The organism is Vibrio eleionomae (assembly GCF_009874545.1).
GTDB classification, from domain to species: Bacteria; Pseudomonadota; Gammaproteobacteria; order Enterobacterales; family Vibrionaceae; genus Vibrio; species Vibrio nitrifigilis.
Window position 1 is genome coordinate 1 of record NZ_WEKT01000056.1, and the last position, 22,443, is coordinate 22,443.

The window sequence follows — 22,443 nt, forward strand, 5'->3', positions numbered from 1 at the left end:
AACCATATCGGTATTGATATAAATAATAACTATAAAATTAAAGAGCATTCTTAATCTGGAAATATTGCACTAGGGATTATGTAACGGCACAAATAAAAGCATCCTCATAGTAGATGAGAATAATTTTTATTTAACGGTATTACCATATCATTAACACATTAAAGCGCTTTAGCTTTACGAATGATTTAAACACTGCACCACATCTTGAATATAGGGGTCTTCTATGCACCATGATTGCAACGTACTATAAAGCTGCATCACATAATCAGTGTTAGTACCGATTGATCCCTCCGCTAATGCAATAACGCTAGATGCAGACTCAGGGCTTTCGTCTGGGACATGGTCGGGATGAGCGACATTACTAACAAACACAATAGCCTGAATGGTCTCTCCAGATGTCAACTTAACACTCTCCCAACGGGGCAAGTATAAACCGGTGATCATTTCTCGCGTCCAAATCACTTTAAGCTCATCAACTAATTGATCATCATCTGCTAGTCGAAAAGCCATGCCTTGTGTTTCACCACCATGATCCAAAGATAACATTCGTCCGGGGTGTTGTTGACTTGCTCGACCTGAGATCAATTTCAGATTAAATCGACGCTGCCACCCTTTTAAGGTGCCCTTGCGCATTTCTTCAATAGTAATTAATGGATTCCACATCAAGGAACCATAAGCAAACACCCAAACAGGTTGATTGGATTCACGTTGGGCTAATGTGTCAACCAGTGACTGGTAAATACTATTTTTATCCCAAACCATCCCTGCTGGTAGCGTGTTGGCATGTTCTTCATAAAAATGACCACTAACCATATCCTTTCTCGACAGCACTGTTATTCCCTCCGTTCAAACGTGATTGCTCGTATTTTTCGCGTGATTCTTCTTTACATACCTCCGCTAAATAACCACTCCTTCCGTTACTGAGCTTGACCTATGTTGGTTGATAACGCCCTAAGTTCCACATTTTGAGGTCATTAGAGTATATGTATTCAATTGTATACTTAAATAGTTTTAACATACTGATTGTTTGGTAGGAATAAAAAAACAGCGACATCACGTCGCTGTTTGATTCATGGTGTTCAATCACATCACTTATGGCCCGTTAACGGCATAGTGAGATGTTAACCGCCGAACTCTCTATGGATTGGGAATAAGCAGCTTTGACACTTGCATCGCATTATGTAGATAGAAATCAGAGGCATCTTTTGGCAACAAATAGCCTTGCTGCACAAGCTGGTTTGCACTTTTGGCGACTTGGTGCTGGTAATCTCTTCTGCCTTCATACAACGTTGCCAAAGAAGCGCGGCTATCGTGCGGATTTTTAATGTTGTCGTTCGCAGCTAAAGGAACACTAGAACCGAACCAATCACAAGCCTCACCTAAAGCATGTCCAGCTTTACGATAATTCCACCCCATATATGTTGCTAAAGGAACAGCAACTTCCGGTGTTAAAATACCACTGGTTTCGTTACCATTTTTATCAACGGCGGGAACACGAAGTTGGTATGCTTTATCTGTATGAATATGAGGAATTGCACCTTCATAATCTGTTAGATACACCCGGTTCAGCTCTCCAGAGTATGGCACTTTCAACGATACCGTCTTTTTACTATCTGGCTGGTACACTGTTAACTGGCTTAAATCAGGCATCGCTAATTGGCTAGGTAACACTGCTGTACCTTTATCGATTAGAGGATAAGAGGATGGCGGAGGAGAGATACCTTTTGCTACCCAAGCAATCATTGAGTGCATCAGCGCTCGATCAACCGTATTTTGATCGATACTACTGTCGGGCAAGGCACAGGTTTTATTCCAAGATGAAAATGGCGGGAATCCTGTCGTTACCCCAACGCTCCCTGTATGCTGAGCACCTGCAACCATGTAGTAACGTACATTCTCAGGTAACACTAAGTCTTTCCCGTCACCATCAGTTGTGACTAAAGAAGCCCCTGCTCCCCACCATTCAAACGAACCATCTAACTGAATCACTTTAGGGCAAGTGTGGGTAGCTTGACACTGTTTTAATATGCCGTCGGTTTTGCCACTTACAGGATCTGTAAATACGTTATATGCAAATGGGAAATCAAACCCACGCATAAAGTGATCTTCATGAGCACGAGACCAACGTCCAGGTTGAGAAAATGCATAATTTAACCAAATACGGCGGCCCCCAGGGACAATCGGCATTAACCCCTCAAAAACCTTTTTACCATCCAAACTGCGGTTAAATCCCTGATACAAGAAACCACGCAAGTAACGTCCTGACTGGGAAATCCCCTCACCAATCGCTATATCAAAGTTCTGGCTTTTATCACAATGGTCACTGACACACTGTGCTTGTTTTAGCTCGTTAAGAGGGTTGGCATTTCCCTTCGCATCAGACTTTTGCTCGCGAAGGAAAGTAATCAAATCACGTACGGCTGCAAACCCAACCCCATTAACCTGCGGATCTTTCGCTCGATATTCAAAACTGTATATCGTGCCTTGATCAGGAGAGACTTTCTTACCATTTGGTCCAGGCACAGTTTCTGGCCGTTTAAAATCAACTGAGTAGCTCCCATCTTTGTTAGTAACGTAATGCCATTGGGAAACTTCCACAGAGGGAGCTTGATAACTTTGCGCACTATGATTATTGCGGCCATATTCTGTTTGCCAAGACTGGCGAGCCGTCAATTTTGCGCGCTCAGTATCTTTTGGATTCGCAGGAGGATAAGACAATTTAATCGTCTTTTTCCCAACCATATCTGGGATGTACTCCTCGCGACTCATTCCCGTAATTGCACTCCCATCTGAATGACGTGCAATTGGGAAATCGGTACCTAGTGGTGCACTAGGGTCAAGACTGCTGTGTCCATTGAGCGGTAAATCTCCCTGCCAACCACTCCAAACGATGGTATACCCTTGCTCTAACCATGATGGAAATGTCCCATTAGGTGCTTCACCTTTACCCAATTCCCCCCCACCGATAAAGGTATATTTACCAAGCTTTCCGCCGCGATTAGCCACTTCATAGATTAATGCACGTTTCGCATGCTGCATATTTTGCGGAACAAGCAGAACCACATCAGTTTTATATTCGACATAGCCCTCTTTATTCACCGGAGCATTCTTAAGGTAAACAATATTGCTATTTTCCGCAGCATTTGGGTCGAGTTCACCATGAACAATACCTTTAACGACTCGATAAGCTGTTTTACCACCTTGTGGAATATTCCCGTTAAATGCTGGGGAATCGGAGACAATTTCTAAATTTTGAATGAGTCCAGCAGGGTGAGGAGCACCATTACCTGCCAAAGCAGGCGCAGAGCATATTGCAGAGCCAAAGGCCAATGAAGTCAGTACCGTTGATTTAGAATATAGTGCTTGAAGATGATGAAGAGAATATAGCGTTCGGTCGGAAAGACTATTCGACATAGATATCGAATACGTTGAGAATCCCATCTCGTATACTCCTTATATTTAGATGTTCGTCAAAAGACATGTTTATGCTGAATAACACTGACTAGCGAGTATTGTTATTCAAAACATAGCTGTGTGATTTTGAACAAATCAGGCTAACAGAATTTCACCATGAATTGATATAAATATTTATAAGTCATTGAAGGAGAATAGCATTACTTGCATTATTCGACCTGGTCTCGATTCGTTGATGAATATGCAAAGGCCAACTTTCTATTAATACCAATCAGCCATACACATACTCGGGGATGAGCAAAATGAGAGAGGGGTTGATAATGAGATGAGAAGCTAATAGAACCCTAACTGTGAGTTCTATTAGCTTTAAAAGCAATAAATTACATCCTTTTTAAGGGCTTAACCACACTATCAAGGCCTTCGATTTTTAGCGCCAAGCACAATTTAAGTAATTCACCCAGCTCTCCTTCAGGGAAGCCTTTTTTGTCAAACCATAACAAATAAGCCTCGGGTAAATCGATCAAACAACGCCCGGCATATTTACCGAAAGGCATTTTCATTCTCGCCAATTTAAGGATGTTTTCTTTTTCTAACATGTGTTACCTAGTGAATTTGAGCAGTTAACCGAGCTAATATCCTCGGTCAAACATTCGGATTACGCATGCACGTAATCATTCACCCACTCCAAAATATCAATCAAATCATGATCCGGCATATCTAACAGCCGATCACCGACGTACCATTCAATAAAGCATTGATCTGGCTGTGGTGCATTTTGTGGGTGCCCTAACCAGATACCTTTCGTTTGCGCTAATTTATCCCGCAAAACGTTAGCTTTTTCAACCGATACAGGTAAATACCAATGGAACATATTGCTCTGAGGAACAGCAGGATTCAACGTAAAATCAGGGTAATCATGAAAAATTTGATATACATGTTCGGTTCGCTCATAGAGCTCTTCGATTCTCGCGATACGCTCATCAAACTGCATTACAGCCGCTACAACATAAGGCGTACGATGATAAACATTACCACCTTGTCTGCGCATCCACATACGAGCTTTTTCTATCAAAGCACTATCGCCTAATAGTACCGAACCACCTAAGCCATTGACGCCTTTATATAACGATACATAAACGGAATCAAAACCCTGTGTGATTTCTGAATAAGCTTTATTGTAATAAGGCCCAGCCTCCCACAAACGAGCACCATCCATATGTAGATGAATACCATGCTGATGGCAATAACGTTTCACTTGCTCTAGCTCTTGCCATGATGGTAACTGGCCACCCAATTCACGCATTGGTAATTCATAAACAGCAGCGGCAATGTTGTCAGGCCACTGCTTTAAATCTTCCACATTCCATGGGCGATAACGATCGCCTACAGGCAACACATTAAAGCGGTTCTGCAGTTGAAAACCTTGCCCTTCGTGTCGAGTAATATGCGAGGTATCGTGTAAAGCCACGTTGTGGCAATGCTTCTCTTGACACGCCATCTCTAGGACTGTCGCTTGAGTCATCGTGCCTGTAATCACAAACAACGCAGATTCAAAACCCAGCAAAGTCGCTAGCTTCTGCTCAAACTGCTGTATGGTTTTTCCCTCTCCATAGCTGTCGTGATCGGCGCTATTGTTCTCACACCATTCTGCCATCTGCGCAAAAAGTTCCGCAGGGCTTAATTCGTGGTTTCCAGAAAGAAAAGTGTGGCAGTTTTTGCGTAAATCTGTCGCCATCTTCAATATCCAATGTAGTAGTGTGTTCTCCATTATTGCCGTACCAAACGGCAATAATGCTGGTAAAATTATCCGTCTCAGGATAGATATTCATTTAATCATTGCGGTTTTTTAGCCCATTTACTACTAACAAACCTGCAAACTTAGTCTGGTCAATTTTCTGTTAACCATAGCTCATTGGCGTATAGGTTGTTACTATACGCGCGCTTATACTTGACTTAATTAATAAGATATTGGTTTTAACCTCAATAAATCAAGTAAAAATCAATCACTTCTAATATTGAAACAAAAGACGTACATGAAAAAATCCCTTATTTCACCGCTGGCGAAACAACTTTTTACCATGACTTGGCCGATGCTTTTCGGCGTTCTCTCGTTGATGAGTTTTCAACTTGTAGATAGTGCATTTATCGGCCAACTCGGTGTATTACCTTTGGCGGTACAAGGATTTACGATGCCAATGCAAATGGTCATTATCGGCCTTCAAGTCGGGCTAGGCATCGCAACCACAGCCGTTATAGCCAAAGCCATAGGTGCAGGAAAAGAAGATTATGCAAAACGCCTTGGTGGATTAGTTATCGTCATGGGCGGTGGAGGTGTCGCTCTTTTTGGTGTTCTTATCTATGCACTTCGCCATGTGATTCTCGCTTTACTTGGCGCGCCTGACACGGTAATTCCAATCATCGATAGCTATTGGATTTGGTGGTTGTGTAGTGCATGGATTGGAGCGATGCTGTATTTTTTATACAGCCTATGCCGCGCCCATGGCAATACGATGCTACCGGGCTCTATGATGATGGTCACGAGCCTATTAAATATGGTCTTAGATCCTCTGTTCATTTTTACTTTTGACCTTGGAATCAATGGCGCAGCCATCGCAACGAGTATCGCCTTTGCTATTGGCATTTTGGTTGTCGCTCCACGAGTGGCTAAACGTCATTGGATGCGCTTCGATTGGCATGATCTCGATATAAAGAAGAGCGTACTCGATATTGCCCATATCATGGGACCAGCAATGCTTAGTCAATTATTGCCCCCACTCTCTTCGATGTTAGCGACCAAGTTACTTGCGACCTATGGCACAGCAGCAGTTGCAGCATGGGCACTAGGTTCTCGCTTCGAATTCTTTTCGATTGTTGCTGTTCTAGCACTTACGATGTCACTGCCACCGATGGTTGGCCGCATGTTAGGAGCAAACAATCTCTCTCAAATACGTTCGCTTGTGAATATAGCGATCAAGTTTATTTTTATTTCACAACTGGTTATTGCTGCATTGGCTTACCTACTTGCCACACCATTAACTCAGTTAATGACTTCTGAACCAGAGGTGCGCCACATCTTGTACTGCCACCTTACCGTTGTGCCTTTTAGTCTAGGATTATTAGGCATTTGCATGTTAATGGTCTCGGTGTCGAATGCGTTAGGAAAATCGTATGTTGCTCTGACCATTTCAGCACTGCGATTGTTCGCTTTTTTCTTACCCTGTTTATGGCTAGGAGCCCAATGGGGTGGTTTACCCGGCTTATTCATGGGAGCCTTGTGTGGCAATATTCTAGCGGGTATCACCGCTTATTTTCTGTATAAAAAAGCACTGGGCAAAGTGGAAATGCAATTAGCTTAGTCATCAGCTCCTCAAACGCTCGCCTAGGCGAGCGTTTCTGTTTTATACCTTTCCCAAAAATTAAAAAGCTAATCGTGCACGTCTTCAAGAAATATAAATTCCATACTTTAAAATATGAAATTTAAATTCCAATCATAAATCTAGCAGCGTATTGTTGTCTCACAAGGCTTTTACTTTTGAGAGGAAGATATGAATTCAATACCAATTCCAGATATGGATACGCTCGTAAAACAAGAACAAGAAGCACGCTTTTCCAGTTTTTCTTTTGCCGATGCTTGGTCTTTAGGCAACATCTTGTATCAAAAAGCGCTAGAAAGAAAAGCACCTGTTGCTCTTGAAATCTATGCATTTAACCAAGTTCTTTTTCAAGTATCTCTACCGGAATCCGCTCCCGATAATCTAGAGTGGATGCGTCGTAAACGTAATACCGTTCTGCGTATAACACATTCCTCATTATTAGTTGGTCAGAGTAATGACAAAATGGGCGCTCGAATGGAACAACAAAACTTCATTAATCAAGCGGAATACTGCGATCATGGCGGGAGCTTTCCACTGCGTCTTACCTCAGGAGCAGTGATTGGTGCAGTGAGTGCAAGTGGATTACCATCACATGAAGATCATGCGTTGGTGTTTGACTCTATCAACACATTTTTGCATCAATAAAACGAAAAAAGGTTTAACCCTCGGGCTAAACCTTTTGTTATTTATTCAAAGCAACACTGTCTAACAATTAACGGTTACGACGAGCTTCAACAGCATTTGCTAACTGACGAAGCATTTTCTCGGTATCATCCCAACCAATACATGCATCAGTAATAGATTGACCGTAAGTCAACTCTGCGCCTGCTTCAAGATCCTGACGACCTTCCACAAGGTGAGATTCTACCATTACACCGAAGATAGCATTTTCACCCGCTTCGATTTGATCACACACATCTTGAGCAACAACCATTTGGCGTTGGTACTGTTTAGAGCTGTTAGCATGACTGAAATCGATCATTACTTTTTGTGGCATACCGATTTCTTCAAGTTTTTGTTTCACTTGAGCGACATGTTCAGCACTGTAGTTTGGCTCTTTACCACCACGTAAGATGATGTGGCAGTATGGGTTACCGTTTGTTTGCACAATCGCTGAATGACCGTACTTAGTCACAGATAAGAAGTGGTGTGAAGATTCTGCAGAGCGAATCGCGTCCGCAGCAATCTTGATGTTACCGTCAGTACCGTTTTTAAAACCAACAGGACAAGATAGGCCAGATGCTAGCTCACGGTGAACTTGTGATTCAGTTGTACGCGCACCAATTGCCCCCCAACTAATTAAGTCAGCCAAGTATTGAGGCGTGATCATATCGAGGAATTCACTCGCGGTTGGAATTCCCATATCAGTAAGATCAAGCAACAGTTTTCGGCCAATACGAACACCATCATTAATTTCGTAAGTGTCATTGAGGTATGGGTCGTTAATTAAACCTTTCCAACCTACAGTCGTACGTGGTTTTTCAAAGTAAACACGCATCACGATTTCAAGACGATCACCTAACTCATCACGCAGCGATTTAAGACGTTTACCGTACTCTAGAGCGGCTTCAGTGTCATGAATTGAACATGGACCGATGATCACAACTAAGCGGTCATCTTTTCCTTCCAAGATATTGTGGATTGCTTCTCTAGCATTAAAAGTGGTTGAAGCAGCAATATCAGTTGCTGGGAATTTTTCCAGCACCGCAATTGGCGGTAATAATTCTTTAATTTGTTTAATTTTCACATCATCGTTCTGATACATTGCTTACTTCGTCCTGTTGTGCGCTACGAATTATCGTTCGTTAGGTATTAATCTCTTTTTGCAGTTGTGCTGCAGTCCCTGTAAGTTATCGGGTCTTTCAATCTAGCGCAAGCACTTTTTAAAATAAAAGGCAACATTTAGCCTTTCTTTACAAATAACCCAATGTGTAAAATAATATATACACACTAAAAAATAGAATACCAAAGAAAAAGTAAGCCAGATAAATAACTGATTAATATAAAATAAATTCCAATAACATTACTAAAATCAAGTTTATACAACCCCCCTAAATTCCATGTTCGTCGTGGTCAGGTAAACAGCCTAAGACACCTGATAAAGAAAAAATTAATTGCATAGCATCACAAAAAATTATGTTTCAACAAGGAATTGATACGTTAATTTGAGTAATAATACACATTTTGTTCGGCATAAATAGGAATCTTTGCATAACGTTTATCGATTGCGTGCGCATTATCTTAATGAAAGATCACATACAATTTACTTGATATCTACCCAAGTAACTTATAAATACTTAGGTATACAACCCATTAACAGAGCAAGGTGACACCTATGATGCGCTATGTCACTCAGTGGTTAGATAAAGACCCTGATCCAAAAACTCGTGAAGAGCTGCAGTTTCTTATCGACGAACAGATGACTGCAGAATTGGAAGACCGTTTTCAAACTCGTCTTCAATTTGGTACCGCTGGTTTACGCGGTAAAGTGGGCTGTGGTCCAAACAGAATGAATCGCTTAGTCATTCAAGAGACATCGGCGGGCTTAGCGAATTATTTGATTCAGCAAATCGCTGATGCAAAACAGCGCGGAGTGGTCATCGGTTATGATGGCCGACCAGATTCTCAACAGTTTGCTTATGATGCAGCCCAAGTGCTAACCGCTCATGGTATAAAAGTCTATTTAACCTATAAAGTAGCACCAACGCCTGTTGTTGCATTTGGTGTTAAGCATTTTCATTCAGCAGCAGCCATTGTTGTTACTGCAAGTCACAATCCTCCTGAATACAATGGCTTTAAAGTTTATTGGGAAAATGGCGCGCAGATTATTGCACCTCATGATACTGGCATTGCGGCCAATATCGATGAAGCAGCAAAACACGATGTGCCGATGCTGTCATTAGAAACAGCTGAACAACAAGGCTTACTTGTTTGGTTGAAAGAAGACTATTACCAAACTTATCGTGCTGCTATTAATAGCCAGCCCATCTTGCAGCAATCTAATGAACCTGAACAGCTTTCACTGGCTTATACTGCTATGCACGGCGTAGGTGCAGAGATGGCGGAAGCACTCTTGAAAGATGCGGGATTCACCAAGGTTTATAGTGTTCCAGAACAACGCGAACCCGATGGTACTTTTCCAACCGTTAACTTCCCTAATCCAGAAGAAGCGGGGGCAATGGATAAAGTGGTGGCATTAGCATCTAAACACAATGCTGATTTGGCCTGCGCCAATGATCCAGATGCGGACCGATTTGCCGCTGCTGCTCGTAAATCGGATGGCAGTTATCAAATGCTGACTGGCGATCAAGTAGGAACATTATTAGGTAACTACCTATTAAAACAAGCGGTTCCAACACAGCCTTTAGTCGGAAATACCATTGTATCTTCGAGTTTACTGAGCAAAATTGCCGAGCATTATGGTGCGCAATATTACCAAACCCTAACCGGATTCAAGTGGCTCACTAATGTCGCAATGCAGACCCAAACAGAGCAACATCCATTCATGTTTGCCTATGAAGAAGCGTTGGGTTACACCATTGGTAATACGGTATGGGATAAAGACGGTTTATCGACTCTGGTCGCTTTCGCACAACTGGCTTCACAACTCAAGCAACAAGGTAAAAGTGTTTGGGATGAACTGGCTGATATCTATCACCAACATGGTTTATATGTCACGGCTCAGCGCAGTATTGCTTTAGACCCATCCGCCCCACCAGTCGGTGATCAATTACGCCAAACTCCTCCAATGGAGATTGCGGGTCGCAAAGTATTAATAACCGAAGATTACAAACTGTGTGAGCGGCAATTTGCCAATGGCGACAAAGAATTAATTGCTCTGCCGGCAAGTGATGTGTTGATTTACCATTTGGAGGGAGATGCACGCGTGATTGTTCGCCCTTCCGGCACCGAACCTAAACTCAAGTGTTACTACGAGGTTGTCGGTGAATTCAGCGCTGACGCTGATTTTGCAACAGCACAACAACACGCCGATGAACAGATGGCGATGCTCATTACCGAACACCAACATAGTTTGGTATAGTTTTCCCCCTTAAACTAACGCCTCCGTTATGGGGGCGTTTTCATTTCCATCGATGTTATTATGTGAATTAAATCACTGATTATTATATATCTAAAAAATAGGCTCTCGGCACTTTAACTCCATTAATCCGCCCATATTTTATATATCCCCACCTAACTTCAAGATGCTGTTTCATCGCGCATCTTTAGTTCATTTGGGCATATTAGACCGGGGTCGTTACTCTGCCACCCATTCGATCTCGAATAAGGTCTTATCGCCCGCTTTAAGACGTCCTAGAAAGATATCTCCTGGCTGAACTTCACCAACACCTTTCGGTGTTCCTGTCATGACGATATCACCGTCTTCTAAGGTTGTGTATGATTTGATTTCATCGAGAATAGCGGCGGGTTTATACATCATTTGTTCGACGCCACCACTTTGCATTCGCACACAATTAATCAATAGCTCTAAATTTAGCGTACTGATATCAATACCTTGCAATGGCACAAACTTACTTAGAACCGCAGATCCAGTAAACGCTTTTGCTCGTTCCCAAGGAAGTCCTTTCTCTTTGAGTTTCGATTGCAGTTTTCGCTTGGTTAAGTCTAACCCAAGACCGACAGCATGAAACTGCCCACCTTTAGTCATAAAGCAAATTTCTGTCTCGTAGTGCAGCGTTTCTTCATGTGTAGCATGCAAAGTTCGACTGATAGCACTGTTGGGTTTGTGAAACACCACCATTTGGTCAGGCACAGCGTTATTAAGTTCTTGGATATGTTCGACGTAGTTACGGCCTACACAGACAATTTTGGAAGGTTCGATCGATTGATCATTTAATTTAACGGCATTCATAGCTCTTCCCTGAACAACATTTGAATGCCAAGTGTAACTTATTGCTATAAATCAACAAGTCAAACTGGTCACGATCTACACAAGCAATATCTGATTTTCTACATAGCGTGCCTATGCTTTCAAATCAGTGCCTTACCTAAGAGCAAAACCATTCTCGGTAAATCCGTGTGTTTTATTCAATTTTATGAATGACTTTTTCACATAACTTTTTCAGCAATACCATTTCTTCAACGTCGAGGTGAAACTTGCACATCATCGCCTGAGGTACTTCTAATGCTTGATCACGTAACGCGCTCCCTGCATCTGTCAGGTAAAGTTCTCGAACCCGCTCATCAATCTGGCTACGGCGTCGCTCCACTAACTCTTTTTTCTCCAGACGCTTAAGGAGAGGAGTAAGCGTTCCAGAGTCCAAATGTAATTTCTCGCCTAATGTTTTTACGCTGATGCCATTTGATTGCCATAAAACCATCATAACTAAATATTGCGCGTAGGTCAGATCTAACTTATCTAATAGCGGGCGATAAGAACGGACTACGGCATTCGCAGCACTGTACAAAGGGAAGCAAAGTTGGTTTTCCAACAATAGCAATTCGTCAGTACTCATCTCTGATGGCGATGACGTTTCGGGGTTATGGCAATGACTCATTTTTACTAACTCACAATTATATTGTGCACAATATACTTGCATTCGAGATAAAGATCGATATATAGTTGCACGCAATTAGATTGTACACAACTTAAATTTTGGAGAAAAATCATGGCAAACCTATATACAACTAAAGCAACTGCTCTTGCTGGACGTAACGGTCAAGTCGCAACGGATGACGGTCTACTCTCTGTTAGCCTTGCATATCCAAAAGAAATGGGCGGCAACGGCAATGCGACTAACCCTGAACAACTATTTGCAGCAGGATACTCTGCATGTTTTTCAAACGCTATTTTGCACGTCGCTCGCGAAGCCAAAATTGCGTTGAAATCAGCTCCAGTTGCAGCAGAAGTTGGAATTGGGGCAAATGCACAAGGCGGATTTGAATTAACCGTAAGCCTTGCAGCGCAGTTAGACTTACCCGATGAACAAGCTATCGAACTTGTAAAAACGGCTCATCAAGTTTGCCCATATTCAAACGCAACACGTGGCAATATTGATGTAAAAGTATCGGCAAATGGTAAATCGCTTGCATAATCAATCACCAAGTGGATGAAAGCTCGCCTCGGCGAGCTTTTTTTATACACCCTCAACAAAAACAACATCTAAACGTCAAGAACAAGTAATTAAACCGTCATTTGTTACCTCTAATTTTGAGCTTACCAAACGTTAGGGCCTTGAAGCTCATCTACTATCAATAAGGTAATAAAATGAAAAAAGCAGTTCTCGCCAGCGCCATATTCGCAGCACTCGTTTCTGGTTCAACTCTGGCAGCAACAGTCTATAAAGCAGATGGTACTGAATTAAAAATTGGTGGTCGCGTTGAGTTCCGTGGTGACTTCAATGCAACCGACAAAGGTGTAGAAATTGACGGCACAATGAAAGATAAAACCCGTGCTCGTTTAAATATCCAAGGTAAAACAGAAATTTCTGAAGGCCTCACAGGCTTTGCTCGCTACGAAGATGAACAAGCGGCCGGTGATTCTGACTTCACGCAACGCTATATGTTTGCAGGCCTTGATTTCGATGGTCAAGCGATCTCTTTTGGTGCCCAAGACATGGCAGCAGTTCAAGTATCTAGCTTCACTGATATTGGTCAGTTCACTGGATTACAAAAGTACTTAGATGCATCGGCTGACCATACAACCGGAGTGGTTGCATACCGTGGTAACTTCAATGACGCGTTGAACTTACAAGCGACTTACAAAGCCAATTCTGAAGATGATGCAGACTCATATGGCCTTTCTGCCGTTTACAAACTCCCTATGGGGCTAAAACTGGGTGCCGCATACTCTGCTGATGACAAACAAGTATCCTCAACCACTTCAAATGATGATGCCTACCAAGCTCTGTTCGGTTTAGGCTACTCAATGGACGCTCTATACTTGGGTGCGACTTATTCGTTCGGTGATACTGGTGAGGGTGATAACGAATTCGACGTTATCGAGATTGCAGCACAATATAAATTGACTGACGAAGCGAAAATTCAAGCTATCTATGGCAAAACCACCAATAAACCCGATGGTTCTGCAGACGTAGATTACGATAATTTCGTTGAATTAGGCGGTTACTACAGCTTTAACGCAAATTTAACTTCCTATGTCGCTTACAAAATTAACTCTGGCGACAAAGTAACATCAGGAACCGAAACAACTCGTGATGACGAAGATACTATCCGCCTAGGTTTAAAATACGCGTTTTAAGTAACCTCTTCACTAAATTCTAATTACTGTCCTTATCAGGGCCTGATTATGTCAGGCCTTTTTTATCATTTGACTTATCACTCTGAGATAACTTTTCTGCACCAATTTAAAACAAACTCTCACCATAAGTAAGCATATCCATTCAATTCAAAATCCACACAAAAAACATAAATACTTGAAAAATATATTTTTATTTTTTGGCACGCTTAGTGCATTAATCTAATTACAAATGCAGGCAGCGTTTGTGCTTCTTTTCAGTGATATGGCAGAAATCACTGGTCACTTCATGTTCTTGACCTCCCTTTCGGGAGGTTTTTTTTATCTATAAAATGAAGACTCCGCTAACCAATACCTAGGGGTTATCGCCTCAAATTATTCGAACATGTTCGTCTACCCAAAATATTGGTTCTCTCCAAAAACAAGAGTAATATTTAACCAGTTTAATATGCACTTGCTCTCTTTTGTCTTCATCAAGATGGCAACTAGGTTTGATTTTTATGACTGGAAATAGCAATGGATAACTCAACACGACCGATACATGGAGCAGCTTGGATGCTAACGGCTGGTTTAGCATTTGCAGTAGTAAATAGCGTGACACAAATCGCCAGTATTCGCTTTGGCCTTCCTTCCACTACCGTTGGACTCATTCAATATGGTATCGCGATAATCGTGATGATTCCTTACCTAAAATCACTCGGATTTCGTTCTTCGCTGCGCACATCTCATTTTGGTTTACACGTTTTCCGTGTGCTGCTAGCAGTAGTCGGTATCCAATTGTGGCTTTGGGCTCTCGCTTACCCCGTGCCGATTTGGCAAGGAATTGCGTTGTTAATGACCTCACCACTGTTTGCTACGGTTGGATCTGGCCTCATATTAAAAGAGAACGTCAGCTTAGCTCGTTGGGGAGCGACCATCACAGGCTTCATTGGGGCGATGATCATTTTAGAGCCTTGGTCAGATCACTTTAGTTGGGCGTCTTTATTACCCGTGGGGGCGGCATTTTTTTGGGCTTGTTATTCATTGATGGTGAAAAAGCTTTCACATGACGATTCCCCTTCCACTATGGTGATTTACCTATTGGTATTAATGACACCATTTAACCTAGTTCTAGCGATTCCTGAGTGGCATTTACCAACGGGAGGAACCATCTGGCTATTATTAATTGCAGCAGGGATATTAACAGCGATAGCACAATGGGCCATTGTAAAGGCTTACTCTGTCGCTGACGCCTCTTTCGTACAACCCTTTGACCATGCCAAATTGCCAATGAATGTGCTCGCTGGTTGGGTCGTTTTTGGCTGGGTACCACCCGGTCGACTTTGGCTTGGCGCACTGATTATTATCATGTCGGTCGCATTTATTACCCAATGGGAAAATCGCCAAACTCATGCGCCCCCCAAAGCCGCTTGATGCTCACTAGATAAATAAAAACCTTGCTTAAAAAACAAGGTTTTTATACCGAAAAAAGGCAGTGCTCGGTAAAAAATTAACGACGTTTTGGCTGATGGTACGTTTTACCCGCCATTTGATACACGTCTTTTTGCTTCAGACTGAAGAACAAATCAAAGAACCAAGCAACAAATAGGATGACATCATCCCCTTCATTCATAATGTATTCTACGAACTCTTGTTCTACACCTTCATCATTTGTTTCGATCGTTTGGTGATAGATACGCTGCTCACCATCTACTTCCGCTAAGATGAATTGTCCAGATAAAGATGCCGCGGCTTCTGCAATTTCTGCATCATCGCTTTGCTTAAGTAATGAAAGTGCATTTGGCAGGTTACCCTGCTCGCATAAGCTTTGAATCAAAGCTTCCAGTTCTTTTTGTTGCATGGAAAATCCTCTATTAAATCGCGCTGATTATAGCCTGAATACACCGCGAACATATAGGTTGATTTTAGGTTAAGAGGCTTTGGCAGGCACAACAACAGACTGGTGAGTGGATTGATAAAATAGAATACTGCTCATCAATACGCCGACAACTAAATAAAAATACCCTAATGCGATTTGCTGGTGAATCCAGTGTTCAACTAAATAACCACCTAATAATGCTGCGCATCCCATCTGGATTGACCCAGACAATGCGGCGACCGCACCAGCCTGTTTTTTATGAGGAGAGAGCAGTAGCGTCGTTGCTAAAGGAAAGGACATGCCTTGAGCAACAGATAAAATCGTAAATGAACAGACCAATTGAAATACAGAGAAATGGCCGGCAATCAAGGTAATACCCGCTAAAAAAATCATCGCAATTGAAATGCGCAAAATACGAAATGTTGGATAAAAACGGGTCAGTATGTTGACGGTTAAACTTCCCGCCAACAATCCCATAGAAGGAATAAACATCAAAGAGCCGTAGTCTGCTGCGGTCATACCTAATTGAACTTGCATCAGAAACGGCAATACAGAAAGTGTCACCATCGCCGAGGTATAACTGATCCAGTTATAACTGGCACTACTGATGACCTGTTTATTGCGCACTAACGACCAATACCCTTGAATCACGGTTTGAGGTCGAAAGCGTTGCTTAGTATAAGGCAATGTTTCCGGTAGAATAAAAAAACCTAGGGTACCAATGAACCCTACATACAAGAGTACAAAGATAAAGACCGAGTGCCATGTCAGTTGATACGCTAACCACCCCCCAAGCACTGGCGAAATAATTGGGGTTATCGATGCCGTAATCGACATATAAGAAAGTGCTTTGGTTAAATGCGATCCATCGTAACTATCACGCAGCACACTACGACCTAACACAGAAGCACTACCAGCACCTAAACCTTGCAACAATCGCCCTAGTTCTAGAGAACTTAACTGATCGGCAAAAAATACGCACATCAAAGTCCCTACGAGATACACGCCTTGACCAAGTAGAAAAACGGGACGACGCCCAATCGAATCCGATAATGGTCCGTAAAACAGCTGTGACCCACCAAAACCGAGTAAAAAGAGTGTCACTACCATCTGCACTTGAGCTTGGCTTACTGATAAATCAGCACTAATTAGAGGAAGAGAAGGTAGATAGATACTTACACCCACTTGCCCTGTCGCAATGATCATCATGGCCAATAGCAAGGTTTTTTTTCTAAAACGTTCAAAGTTTTCGCGTGTCATGCAGAATGAAATACTCTTTTGTATTCACCACAGATATCATTCCTAACTCTATAACAAACAACGTATATGAAGGATGGCGGGTGGCAAGTTAATCAAACAACGAACCTCCCCATTTTACGCAGGTTAATGGCCAAACAGGGTAGGTCTTTCAGGCTGGCTATAGTATATTGACGCCTTGAATTTGATAATCTCCGTTTTAGGAAATTGATTAGTTCCTTTAAGGAATAACTGGGAGTTGCCATGGACTGGTTACAAAGTGCAAGTACTTACATTCGAGTAGTGGAAGAAGGCAGCTTCAACGGAGCAGCACGTAAACTAGACACAACCAGTTCAGCGGTTAGTAAACGAATCCATTGGCTTGAAGACCGAATCGGAGTGCAACTGCTAAAGCGAACAACACGGTCAGTGACTCAAACAGAGGCGGGAGTCCTTTTTTACGAGCGCGCGAAGGCCCAGTTAGAAAGTTGGCAATCAGTAGTGGATGAGACTCGTTCCGTTAACTTAAATCCTGCTGGCTTACTTAAAATAGGCGCAACACTAGCGGTTGGATCTAAGTTTTTAATGCAATACCTCGACGGCTTTTTAAAGCGCTATCCAGATATTCGAATTCAACTGATCACGACAACACCAGGCCAGTTACCTGAGCTACACCTTGATCTATTTATCAGCCGTGAAATTGAACAACTCAATTCGTTAAGTTTTAAAGCTTCGCCACTCTTCATTCACAGTGCTGGGTTTTATGCTTCCCCTCTCTATTTAGCTGAACATGGTACGCCAACCACACTGCAAGAATTAACCAAACATAATGTGCTCTGCTGGGGAGAACAACCTCACCGAGAAGTAAAAGATATGCATGGGAAACGGGTCACTTTATCAGGCAACTTTGCCACGACCAACCCAGAAGCGCTATATCATGCAGGGAAAAGTGGCTTAGGGATTATCGTAACGAATGACGTGATGCTCAAGGAGGAAATATTCAAGGGTAATCTCGTTCGAATCTTGCCTGATGTGGTGCTCGATCAAGCCACAGTATTTGCCTATTATCCTAAGCTTGATTACCAGCACACCCGCACACAGCTGTTCTTAGATTATCTACGTGAACAATTGGCTCGCCGCTAACGTTAAATCTACGCCCAAACAAAGTGTGACGCAAATCACACTTAGCTCAATTATGAACATTTGCCGACCTCTTATATCCTCCTGAAAACTTTTTGTTTTACACCATTACATCTCTTACTGAGACGGTCATCTACTGGCAATAAAACAATATATTAACCATAGTTAATACATCATATATGCATAGTGCGGCGATGTTTTGTGAAGCATGCTGTTATAGAGATAAATATTGATAATAAGGTTATGACAGAAGCCCAAATAACACCTTCGACAATGGATTTGTCGACAATAAGCTTTTTAACACGCTTTCGTGGTCATGCTTTGATTGAACACGCAACTCAAGTCGTCCATCAAGCAAGTCACTCCGCATTTACAGAGTTGCTAGAGTTAGACAGCACCACTACCATTGCACATACGTTATTTCGAGCTCAATCGAAAGGTTCTGATACACGTCAACATCGTGAACACACTTATTCTATCAGTTCAGAATGGCGTTCAGCACTCGTCAATAGCCCAAGAACCCCATATCATATTTTAGAGCATTCCGATCCGCACCTAGATGAAGACCATTCTGTCGACTTTCTACTTGTGGTACCCATTGCAACACATGCTGATGATATCCTAGGTTTTTTAGTTTCGGGATTCCAAACGAAAGAGGCTATCTCCGAACAAGTGTGCCACTTTCATTCCATCGTCACATCGTTAATTAATGGAACTTTGTGCTATCAAATTCTCAGCGAACGTTCAGAATCTTTAGTCAATCGATTGAGCTACGAAGTGTCACATGACCACTTAACCGGATTAATGAATCGTAACTACCTGACCGATATGTTAGAACGCATGATCGAAGGGTATCGCGAACCTTTTACATTAATCGTGATCGATATTGACCATTTCCAAGAAATAAACGACGTATATGGAAGCTACGTGGGTGATAACGTATTAAAACACATTGCCCAAATCATCCAACAATATGTTCCGGATGAACACTATCGCTTCAGGCTCGCATCAGATGAATTCGCTATTATCACCGAATCGACTGAACCTATGATCATCTGTGATGAAATCCTTAACGAGATTGAAGTGGGCTATACAGTGGCACCCCACTCTATTACTCTCAATGCCAAAGTTGGCTTTACGACCTTCAATAAAGATATTTTCTCAGCAGAACAATTGATCGCCAATGCGAGTATTGCACTCAATGATTGTAAGCTCAGTCGCAACGAAAAAATCAGATGCTTTGATACACAACTGAGCCAAGCTTATATGAGACGAGCTCGTATCACTGACTTACTGAGAATTGAGCTCAACAAACCACAGAACGTCAAACAAGAACTCTCCGTGTACATGCAACCTATTGTTAAAAAAGGTCAGTTGGAGTGGAATTATTTTGAAGTTCTAGCCCGTTGGAATAGCCATGAAATGGGACATGTCAGCCCGGTTGAGTTCATTGCAGCAGCGGAAAATTCAGGACTTATGGTCCTGTTGGGTAAACGTATCATAGAGCTTGCTTGCAAAGCGAAACAAGAACTCGAACGTAGCTTGGGTTATAACGTAAAACTGGGTATTAACTGCTCACCAGAACAATTGGACGACCCGCAAGAATACATTCAATTTTTAACAGAAACATTGGCCAAATATCATTACTACCCTGATGAGTTCACCATTGAGTTAACTGAATCGGTATTACTATCGCCAAATACCGATATTGTTTCCCTGCTCGATAAGTTACGCCGTCTTGGTTTTCGAATTGCTTTAGACGATTTTGGCACTGGCTATTCAAGTTTAAATTACATCCATAGCTACCCTATTGATTGCATTAAAATCGATGCCACATTTGTACGTAACTTACTCACCAATCAAACATCTGAAAAAGTGGTGTCACTTATCATTCACTTAGCAAAACTACTCAATGTTGATTTAGTTGCCGAAGGTGTTGAAACAATTCATGAATTGGAAAAATTGTATTCTATGGGATGCGAGAATATTCAAGGGTACTACTTTTCTAAACCTCTACCACCGAGCCAGCTTCTATCAGTGAATAAAATTGCAAATGATAATATCACGTTAAACTAACCTCGAAAGTAAAGGTTCACACCATAAAAAAACCCACCAATGCTTGGTGGGTTTTGTTTGCTTAACTACTGCTATGTTTTGCTTCGGTCGTCGAAGCTAACTCATTTTCTTTATTTTTTAACAGTGTATCTAACTCATCTCGACGCTTAATAAACTGTGGCATATCACGTTTAGGTACCGAATGGGCCATTGGAATTTTCGCCGTCATGGCATTCACAGGGCGACCTTTTATGCGTAATTCGTAATGTAAATGCGGCCCGGTTACACGACCTGTCGAACCTGATAATGCAATTACCTGCCCGCGTTTAACATGTTCACCACGATGAACTAAGAACTTACTCAAGTGCAAATAACGGGTCAGATAGGTACTATCATGACGGATAGAGATATAGTAACCAGCGTAAGGGTGTTTACGAATCATGGTAACAACACCATCTCCAGTCGCGAGCACTGGTGTACCAACTGGACAAGCGAAGTCAGTACCAAAGTGTGGCATGATCTTCCCTGTTACAGGATGCACACGGTGTAAATTAAAAGGTGATGAAATACGGTAACGCTTTTTAGTTGGGTAACGTAAAAAGGCTTTCTGTAAACTTTCCCCGTGACGGTCATAAAATTGACCATCTTTATTCAAATACGCAGCAATCACATTATGACGGTTAAATATCTTAATCGCTTCGATTTCTCGGTTACCTGAAAGTTCACCATTAACATATTGGCGAGATTGAACAATCTCAAACTTATCACCTGCTCGTAAATCACGGCCAAAATGAATCTTATCTTTTAACAAAGTAACGATTTGATCAATTTCAGTGCTGTTCAATCCAAGTGAATAAGCAGATTGGGAGAAGCTGCCGTTAATCTCTCCAATTAAAGGACGATTTTTCCACACCCCTGGAATCGTGGTTTCTTTATAAGCATAAGAACCATCATCTTGCAGAGAATATTCAACTTTATGTGCAATGTTGAAGACTAACTCCATCTTTTTCACAGCATGATTTTGGTCTGTCGTCCAGAATTGAAGTGTATTACCAGGTTGAAGCGTATCAAGAGCAAGCGCATCTTGATCGGCTTCCATAATTTTTAGCAACTCTTGATAAGTAAAACCGAGATGCGTAAAGATAGAACTCAACGTATCACCAGATTTTATCTGGTATTCATAATCAGGAATATTATGTTGTTTATCTTGTTGTTCGGTTAAAATCGTTTCAACAACTTGGCTCTCAGGAAGGGTAATTTGAACCGTTTGTTCTCTTCCATTTCCATGCAGGGCGGAGGAAAGAATGGCGAGTCCTAATACAGGAAACCCGATGACTGATGCTTTTTGTCGCTTCGACAATTCAGAAAATTTTAGTCGCAGGTTACTTAAATCCACAATCCAACCCGTGTTCACAAATAAAAACTCGCACAAGATTACGGGTTTCTGAGAAAAATGTCACCTAGATGCCGTCAAAGAATGTTCAAAAAAGTCACAACATAGGCTCATTTGTACATATGGCATACAATGAAAGCGCCCACTTACATCACGCAAACAAATAACCCCTACTTAACTTATAGAAAAGTCTAATAGCGGTTATTTTATATCCGCCCAACTAAAGCTATTCATAAGTGGAAACTAAACAGTTTTCCTCACCGTAGCCATTTGGAATATATTGATCAGCTTTCGGATCATTTACCCATTCATGTTCATCAAGTAAATACCGAAATTGGAATTCAGAATCTTTAGGTAATCGAGTCTTAAATTTAAATGTATGAGAACGTGTATTTTTCTTCATGGGCTCTGGATGCCAATCAAGAAAATCAGCCACAATAGCGGCATGAGATGACGATTCTGGTGCTTCAATTTCGAAGGTAACTTCTACTTCATCTTTAGTTTTAAAATAACGCTTGTTAATCATAGCAAACTCCATTTATGTATAGAAAACATCCTACAGGACAAATTTTAAGCAATTTAATTTATATGAACAATATTGTATTTCACATATACCAATATAGATCAGAAATGCACACCTATCCCATTTAAGCTCTCTCGCTCCAAAAGAGCGGATTTCCTCTCATTCATCCACGAATAATATGATGCTCTGCATTGGGTTATTTATACTCAAGTAACAACTTTTGATTAATGT

19 protein-coding genes are annotated in these 22,443 nt (G+C 41.7%); 8 read left to right on the forward strand and 11 right to left on the reverse strand.

Translation table 11 applies throughout. The features are described 5' to 3' along the window. Window positions 1–174: 174 nt before the first annotated feature. The 4 genes from F9817_RS19855 to F9817_RS19870 form a co-directional block, all read right to left on the reverse strand. The gene (locus tag F9817_RS19855) at window positions 175–831 is read right to left on the reverse strand and encodes a gamma-glutamylcyclotransferase (RefSeq protein WP_161157913.1); all 657 of its coding nucleotides are present in this window, start codon (window positions 829–831) and stop codon (window positions 175–177) included. A gap of 306 nt (window positions 832–1,137) precedes the next feature. After that, entirely contained in the window at window positions 1,138–3,441 is a 2,304-nt protein-coding gene (locus tag F9817_RS19860) for an alpha/beta hydrolase domain-containing protein (RefSeq protein WP_161157914.1), read from the reverse strand. A 353-nt stretch (window positions 3,442–3,794) separates the two neighbouring features. Beyond that, window positions 3,795–4,010 carry a DUF3820 family protein gene (locus F9817_RS19865; protein WP_161157915.1) on the reverse strand — a complete coding sequence of 72 codons (216 nt, stop codon included), beginning with the start codon at window positions 4,008–4,010 and terminating at the stop codon, window positions 3,795–3,797. Window positions 4,011–4,069: 59 nt separating this feature from the next. Beyond that, complete coding sequence (locus F9817_RS19870) at window positions 4,070–5,149, reverse strand: threonine aldolase family protein (RefSeq protein ID WP_161157916.1); 1,080 nt, start codon at window positions 5,147–5,149, stop codon at window positions 4,070–4,072. Window positions 5,150–5,447: 298 nt separating this feature from the next. On the opposite strand from F9817_RS19870, the gene F9817_RS19875 reads away from it, so the two are divergent. Continuing rightward, on the forward strand, window positions 5,448–6,770 hold the full coding sequence (locus F9817_RS19875; RefSeq protein ID WP_161157917.1) for an MATE family efflux transporter: 1,323 nt from the start codon (window positions 5,448–5,450) through the stop codon (window positions 6,768–6,770). A gap of 189 nt (window positions 6,771–6,959) precedes the next feature. Then, a complete protein-coding gene (locus F9817_RS19880; RefSeq protein WP_161157918.1) occupies window positions 6,960–7,433 on the forward strand; it encodes a heme-degrading domain-containing protein in 474 nt (157 codons plus the stop codon). A gap of 67 nt (window positions 7,434–7,500) precedes the next feature. Here F9817_RS19880 and aroG read toward each other — a convergent pair whose 3' ends face one another. Further along, the gene (aroG, locus tag F9817_RS19885; RefSeq protein ID WP_161157919.1) at window positions 7,501–8,553 is read right to left on the reverse strand and encodes a 3-deoxy-7-phosphoheptulonate synthase AroG; all 1,053 of its coding nucleotides are present in this window, start codon (window positions 8,551–8,553) and stop codon (window positions 7,501–7,503) included. 570 nt (window positions 8,554–9,123) lie between these two features. Between aroG and F9817_RS19890 the strand changes: the two genes are divergently transcribed. Next, window positions 9,124–10,830: a phospho-sugar mutase gene (locus F9817_RS19890; protein WP_161157920.1), complete on the forward strand. Its 1,707-nt coding sequence runs from the start codon at window positions 9,124–9,126 to the stop codon at window positions 10,828–10,830. A 216-nt stretch (window positions 10,831–11,046) separates the two neighbouring features. Here the strand turns inward: F9817_RS19890 and F9817_RS19895 are convergent, their stop codons facing one another. Together F9817_RS19895 and ohrR are read right to left on the reverse strand one after the other, a co-directional pair. Beyond that, entirely contained in the window at window positions 11,047–11,661 is a 615-nt protein-coding gene (locus F9817_RS19895; protein ID WP_161157921.1) for a fumarylacetoacetate hydrolase family protein, read from the reverse strand. A gap of 172 nt (window positions 11,662–11,833) precedes the next feature. Further along, a complete protein-coding gene (ohrR, locus tag F9817_RS19900; protein WP_161157922.1) occupies window positions 11,834–12,307 on the reverse strand; it encodes a transcriptional regulator OhrR in 474 nt (157 codons plus the stop codon). 111 nt (window positions 12,308–12,418) lie between these two features. On the opposite strand from ohrR, the gene ohr reads away from it, so the two are divergent. From ohr to F9817_RS19915, 3 genes are all read left to right on the forward strand, one after another. Next, entirely contained in the window at window positions 12,419–12,844 is a 426-nt protein-coding gene (gene ohr / locus F9817_RS19905) for an organic hydroperoxide reductase Ohr (RefSeq protein ID WP_161157923.1), read from the forward strand. Window positions 12,845–13,017: 173 nt separating this feature from the next. Then, the gene (locus F9817_RS19910) at window positions 13,018–14,010 is read left to right on the forward strand and encodes a porin (protein ID WP_161157924.1); all 993 of its coding nucleotides are present in this window, start codon (window positions 13,018–13,020) and stop codon (window positions 14,008–14,010) included. Window positions 14,011–14,523: 513 nt separating this feature from the next. Next, window positions 14,524–15,420, forward strand: coding sequence for a DMT family transporter (locus F9817_RS19915; protein WP_161157925.1), 897 nt, complete (start codon window positions 14,524–14,526; stop codon window positions 15,418–15,420). 76 nt (window positions 15,421–15,496) lie between these two features. On the opposite strand, the gene F9817_RS19920 is transcribed toward F9817_RS19915, so the two are convergent. Both F9817_RS19920 and F9817_RS19925 read right to left on the reverse strand, forming a co-directional pair. Next, complete coding sequence (locus F9817_RS19920; protein ID WP_161157926.1) at window positions 15,497–15,847, reverse strand: hypothetical protein; 351 nt, start codon at window positions 15,845–15,847, stop codon at window positions 15,497–15,499. 69 nt (window positions 15,848–15,916) lie between these two features. Continuing rightward, window positions 15,917–17,125, reverse strand: coding sequence for a multidrug effflux MFS transporter (locus F9817_RS19925; protein WP_161157927.1), 1,209 nt, complete (start codon window positions 17,123–17,125; stop codon window positions 15,917–15,919). A 240-nt stretch (window positions 17,126–17,365) separates the two neighbouring features. On the opposite strand from F9817_RS19925, the gene F9817_RS19930 reads away from it, so the two are divergent. Further along, the gene (locus F9817_RS19930; protein ID WP_161157928.1) at window positions 17,366–18,244 is read left to right on the forward strand and encodes a LysR family transcriptional regulator; all 879 of its coding nucleotides are present in this window, start codon (window positions 17,366–17,368) and stop codon (window positions 18,242–18,244) included. 240 nt (window positions 18,245–18,484) lie between these two features. Next, on the forward strand, window positions 18,485–20,317 hold the full coding sequence (locus tag F9817_RS19935) for a putative bifunctional diguanylate cyclase/phosphodiesterase (RefSeq protein WP_237476299.1): 1,833 nt from the start codon (window positions 18,485–18,487) through the stop codon (window positions 20,315–20,317). 61 nt (window positions 20,318–20,378) lie between these two features. Here F9817_RS19935 and F9817_RS19940 read toward each other — a convergent pair whose 3' ends face one another. Continuing rightward, on the reverse strand, window positions 20,379–21,692 hold the full coding sequence (locus F9817_RS19940) for a peptidoglycan DD-metalloendopeptidase family protein (protein ID WP_161157929.1): 1,314 nt from the start codon (window positions 21,690–21,692) through the stop codon (window positions 20,379–20,381). A 223-nt stretch (window positions 21,693–21,915) separates the two neighbouring features. Further along, entirely contained in the window at window positions 21,916–22,215 is a 300-nt protein-coding gene (locus F9817_RS19945; RefSeq protein WP_161157930.1) for an isoamylase early set domain-containing protein, read from the reverse strand. Window positions 22,216–22,443 lie beyond the last annotated feature (228 nt).

Excerpts from the sequence above, each read along its gene's own strand:
- F9817_RS19860 (WP_161157914.1), bottom strand. The coding sequence starts at position 3,441 with ATGGGATTCTCAACGTATTCGATATCTATGTCGAATAGTCTTTCCGAC.
- F9817_RS19865 (WP_161157915.1), bottom strand. The coding sequence starts at position 4,010 with ATGTTAGAAAAAGAAAACATCCTTAAATTGGCGAGAATGAAAATGCCT.
- F9817_RS19870 (WP_161157916.1), bottom strand. The coding sequence starts at position 5,149 with ATGGCGACAGATTTACGCAAAAACTGCCACACTTTTCTTTCTGGAAAC.
- F9817_RS19875 (WP_161157917.1), top strand. The coding sequence starts at position 5,448 with ATGAAAAAATCCCTTATTTCACCGCTGGCGAAACAACTTTTTACCATG.
- F9817_RS19880 (WP_161157918.1), top strand. The coding sequence starts at position 6,960 with ATGAATTCAATACCAATTCCAGATATGGATACGCTCGTAAAACAAGAA.
- aroG (WP_161157919.1), bottom strand. The coding sequence starts at position 8,553 with ATGTATCAGAACGATGATGTGAAAATTAAACAAATTAAAGAATTATTA.
- F9817_RS19890 (WP_161157920.1), top strand. The coding sequence starts at position 9,124 with ATGATGCGCTATGTCACTCAGTGGTTAGATAAAGACCCTGATCCAAAA.
- F9817_RS19895 (WP_161157921.1), bottom strand. The coding sequence starts at position 11,661 with ATGAATGCCGTTAAATTAAATGATCAATCGATCGAACCTTCCAAAATT.
- ohrR (WP_161157922.1), bottom strand. The coding sequence starts at position 12,307 with ATGAGTCATTGCCATAACCCCGAAACGTCATCGCCATCAGAGATGAGT.
- ohr (WP_161157923.1), top strand. The coding sequence starts at position 12,419 with ATGGCAAACCTATATACAACTAAAGCAACTGCTCTTGCTGGACGTAAC.
- F9817_RS19910 (WP_161157924.1), top strand. The coding sequence starts at position 13,018 with ATGAAAAAAGCAGTTCTCGCCAGCGCCATATTCGCAGCACTCGTTTCT.
- F9817_RS19915 (WP_161157925.1), top strand. The coding sequence starts at position 14,524 with ATGGATAACTCAACACGACCGATACATGGAGCAGCTTGGATGCTAACG.
- F9817_RS19920 (WP_161157926.1), bottom strand. The coding sequence starts at position 15,847 with ATGCAACAAAAAGAACTGGAAGCTTTGATTCAAAGCTTATGCGAGCAG.
- F9817_RS19925 (WP_161157927.1), bottom strand. The coding sequence starts at position 17,125 with ATGACACGCGAAAACTTTGAACGTTTTAGAAAAAAAACCTTGCTATTG.
- F9817_RS19930 (WP_161157928.1), top strand. The coding sequence starts at position 17,366 with ATGGACTGGTTACAAAGTGCAAGTACTTACATTCGAGTAGTGGAAGAA.
- F9817_RS19935 (WP_237476299.1), top strand. The coding sequence starts at position 18,485 with ATGACAGAAGCCCAAATAACACCTTCGACAATGGATTTGTCGACAATA.
- F9817_RS19945 (WP_161157930.1), bottom strand. The coding sequence starts at position 22,215 with ATGATTAACAAGCGTTATTTTAAAACTAAAGATGAAGTAGAAGTTACC.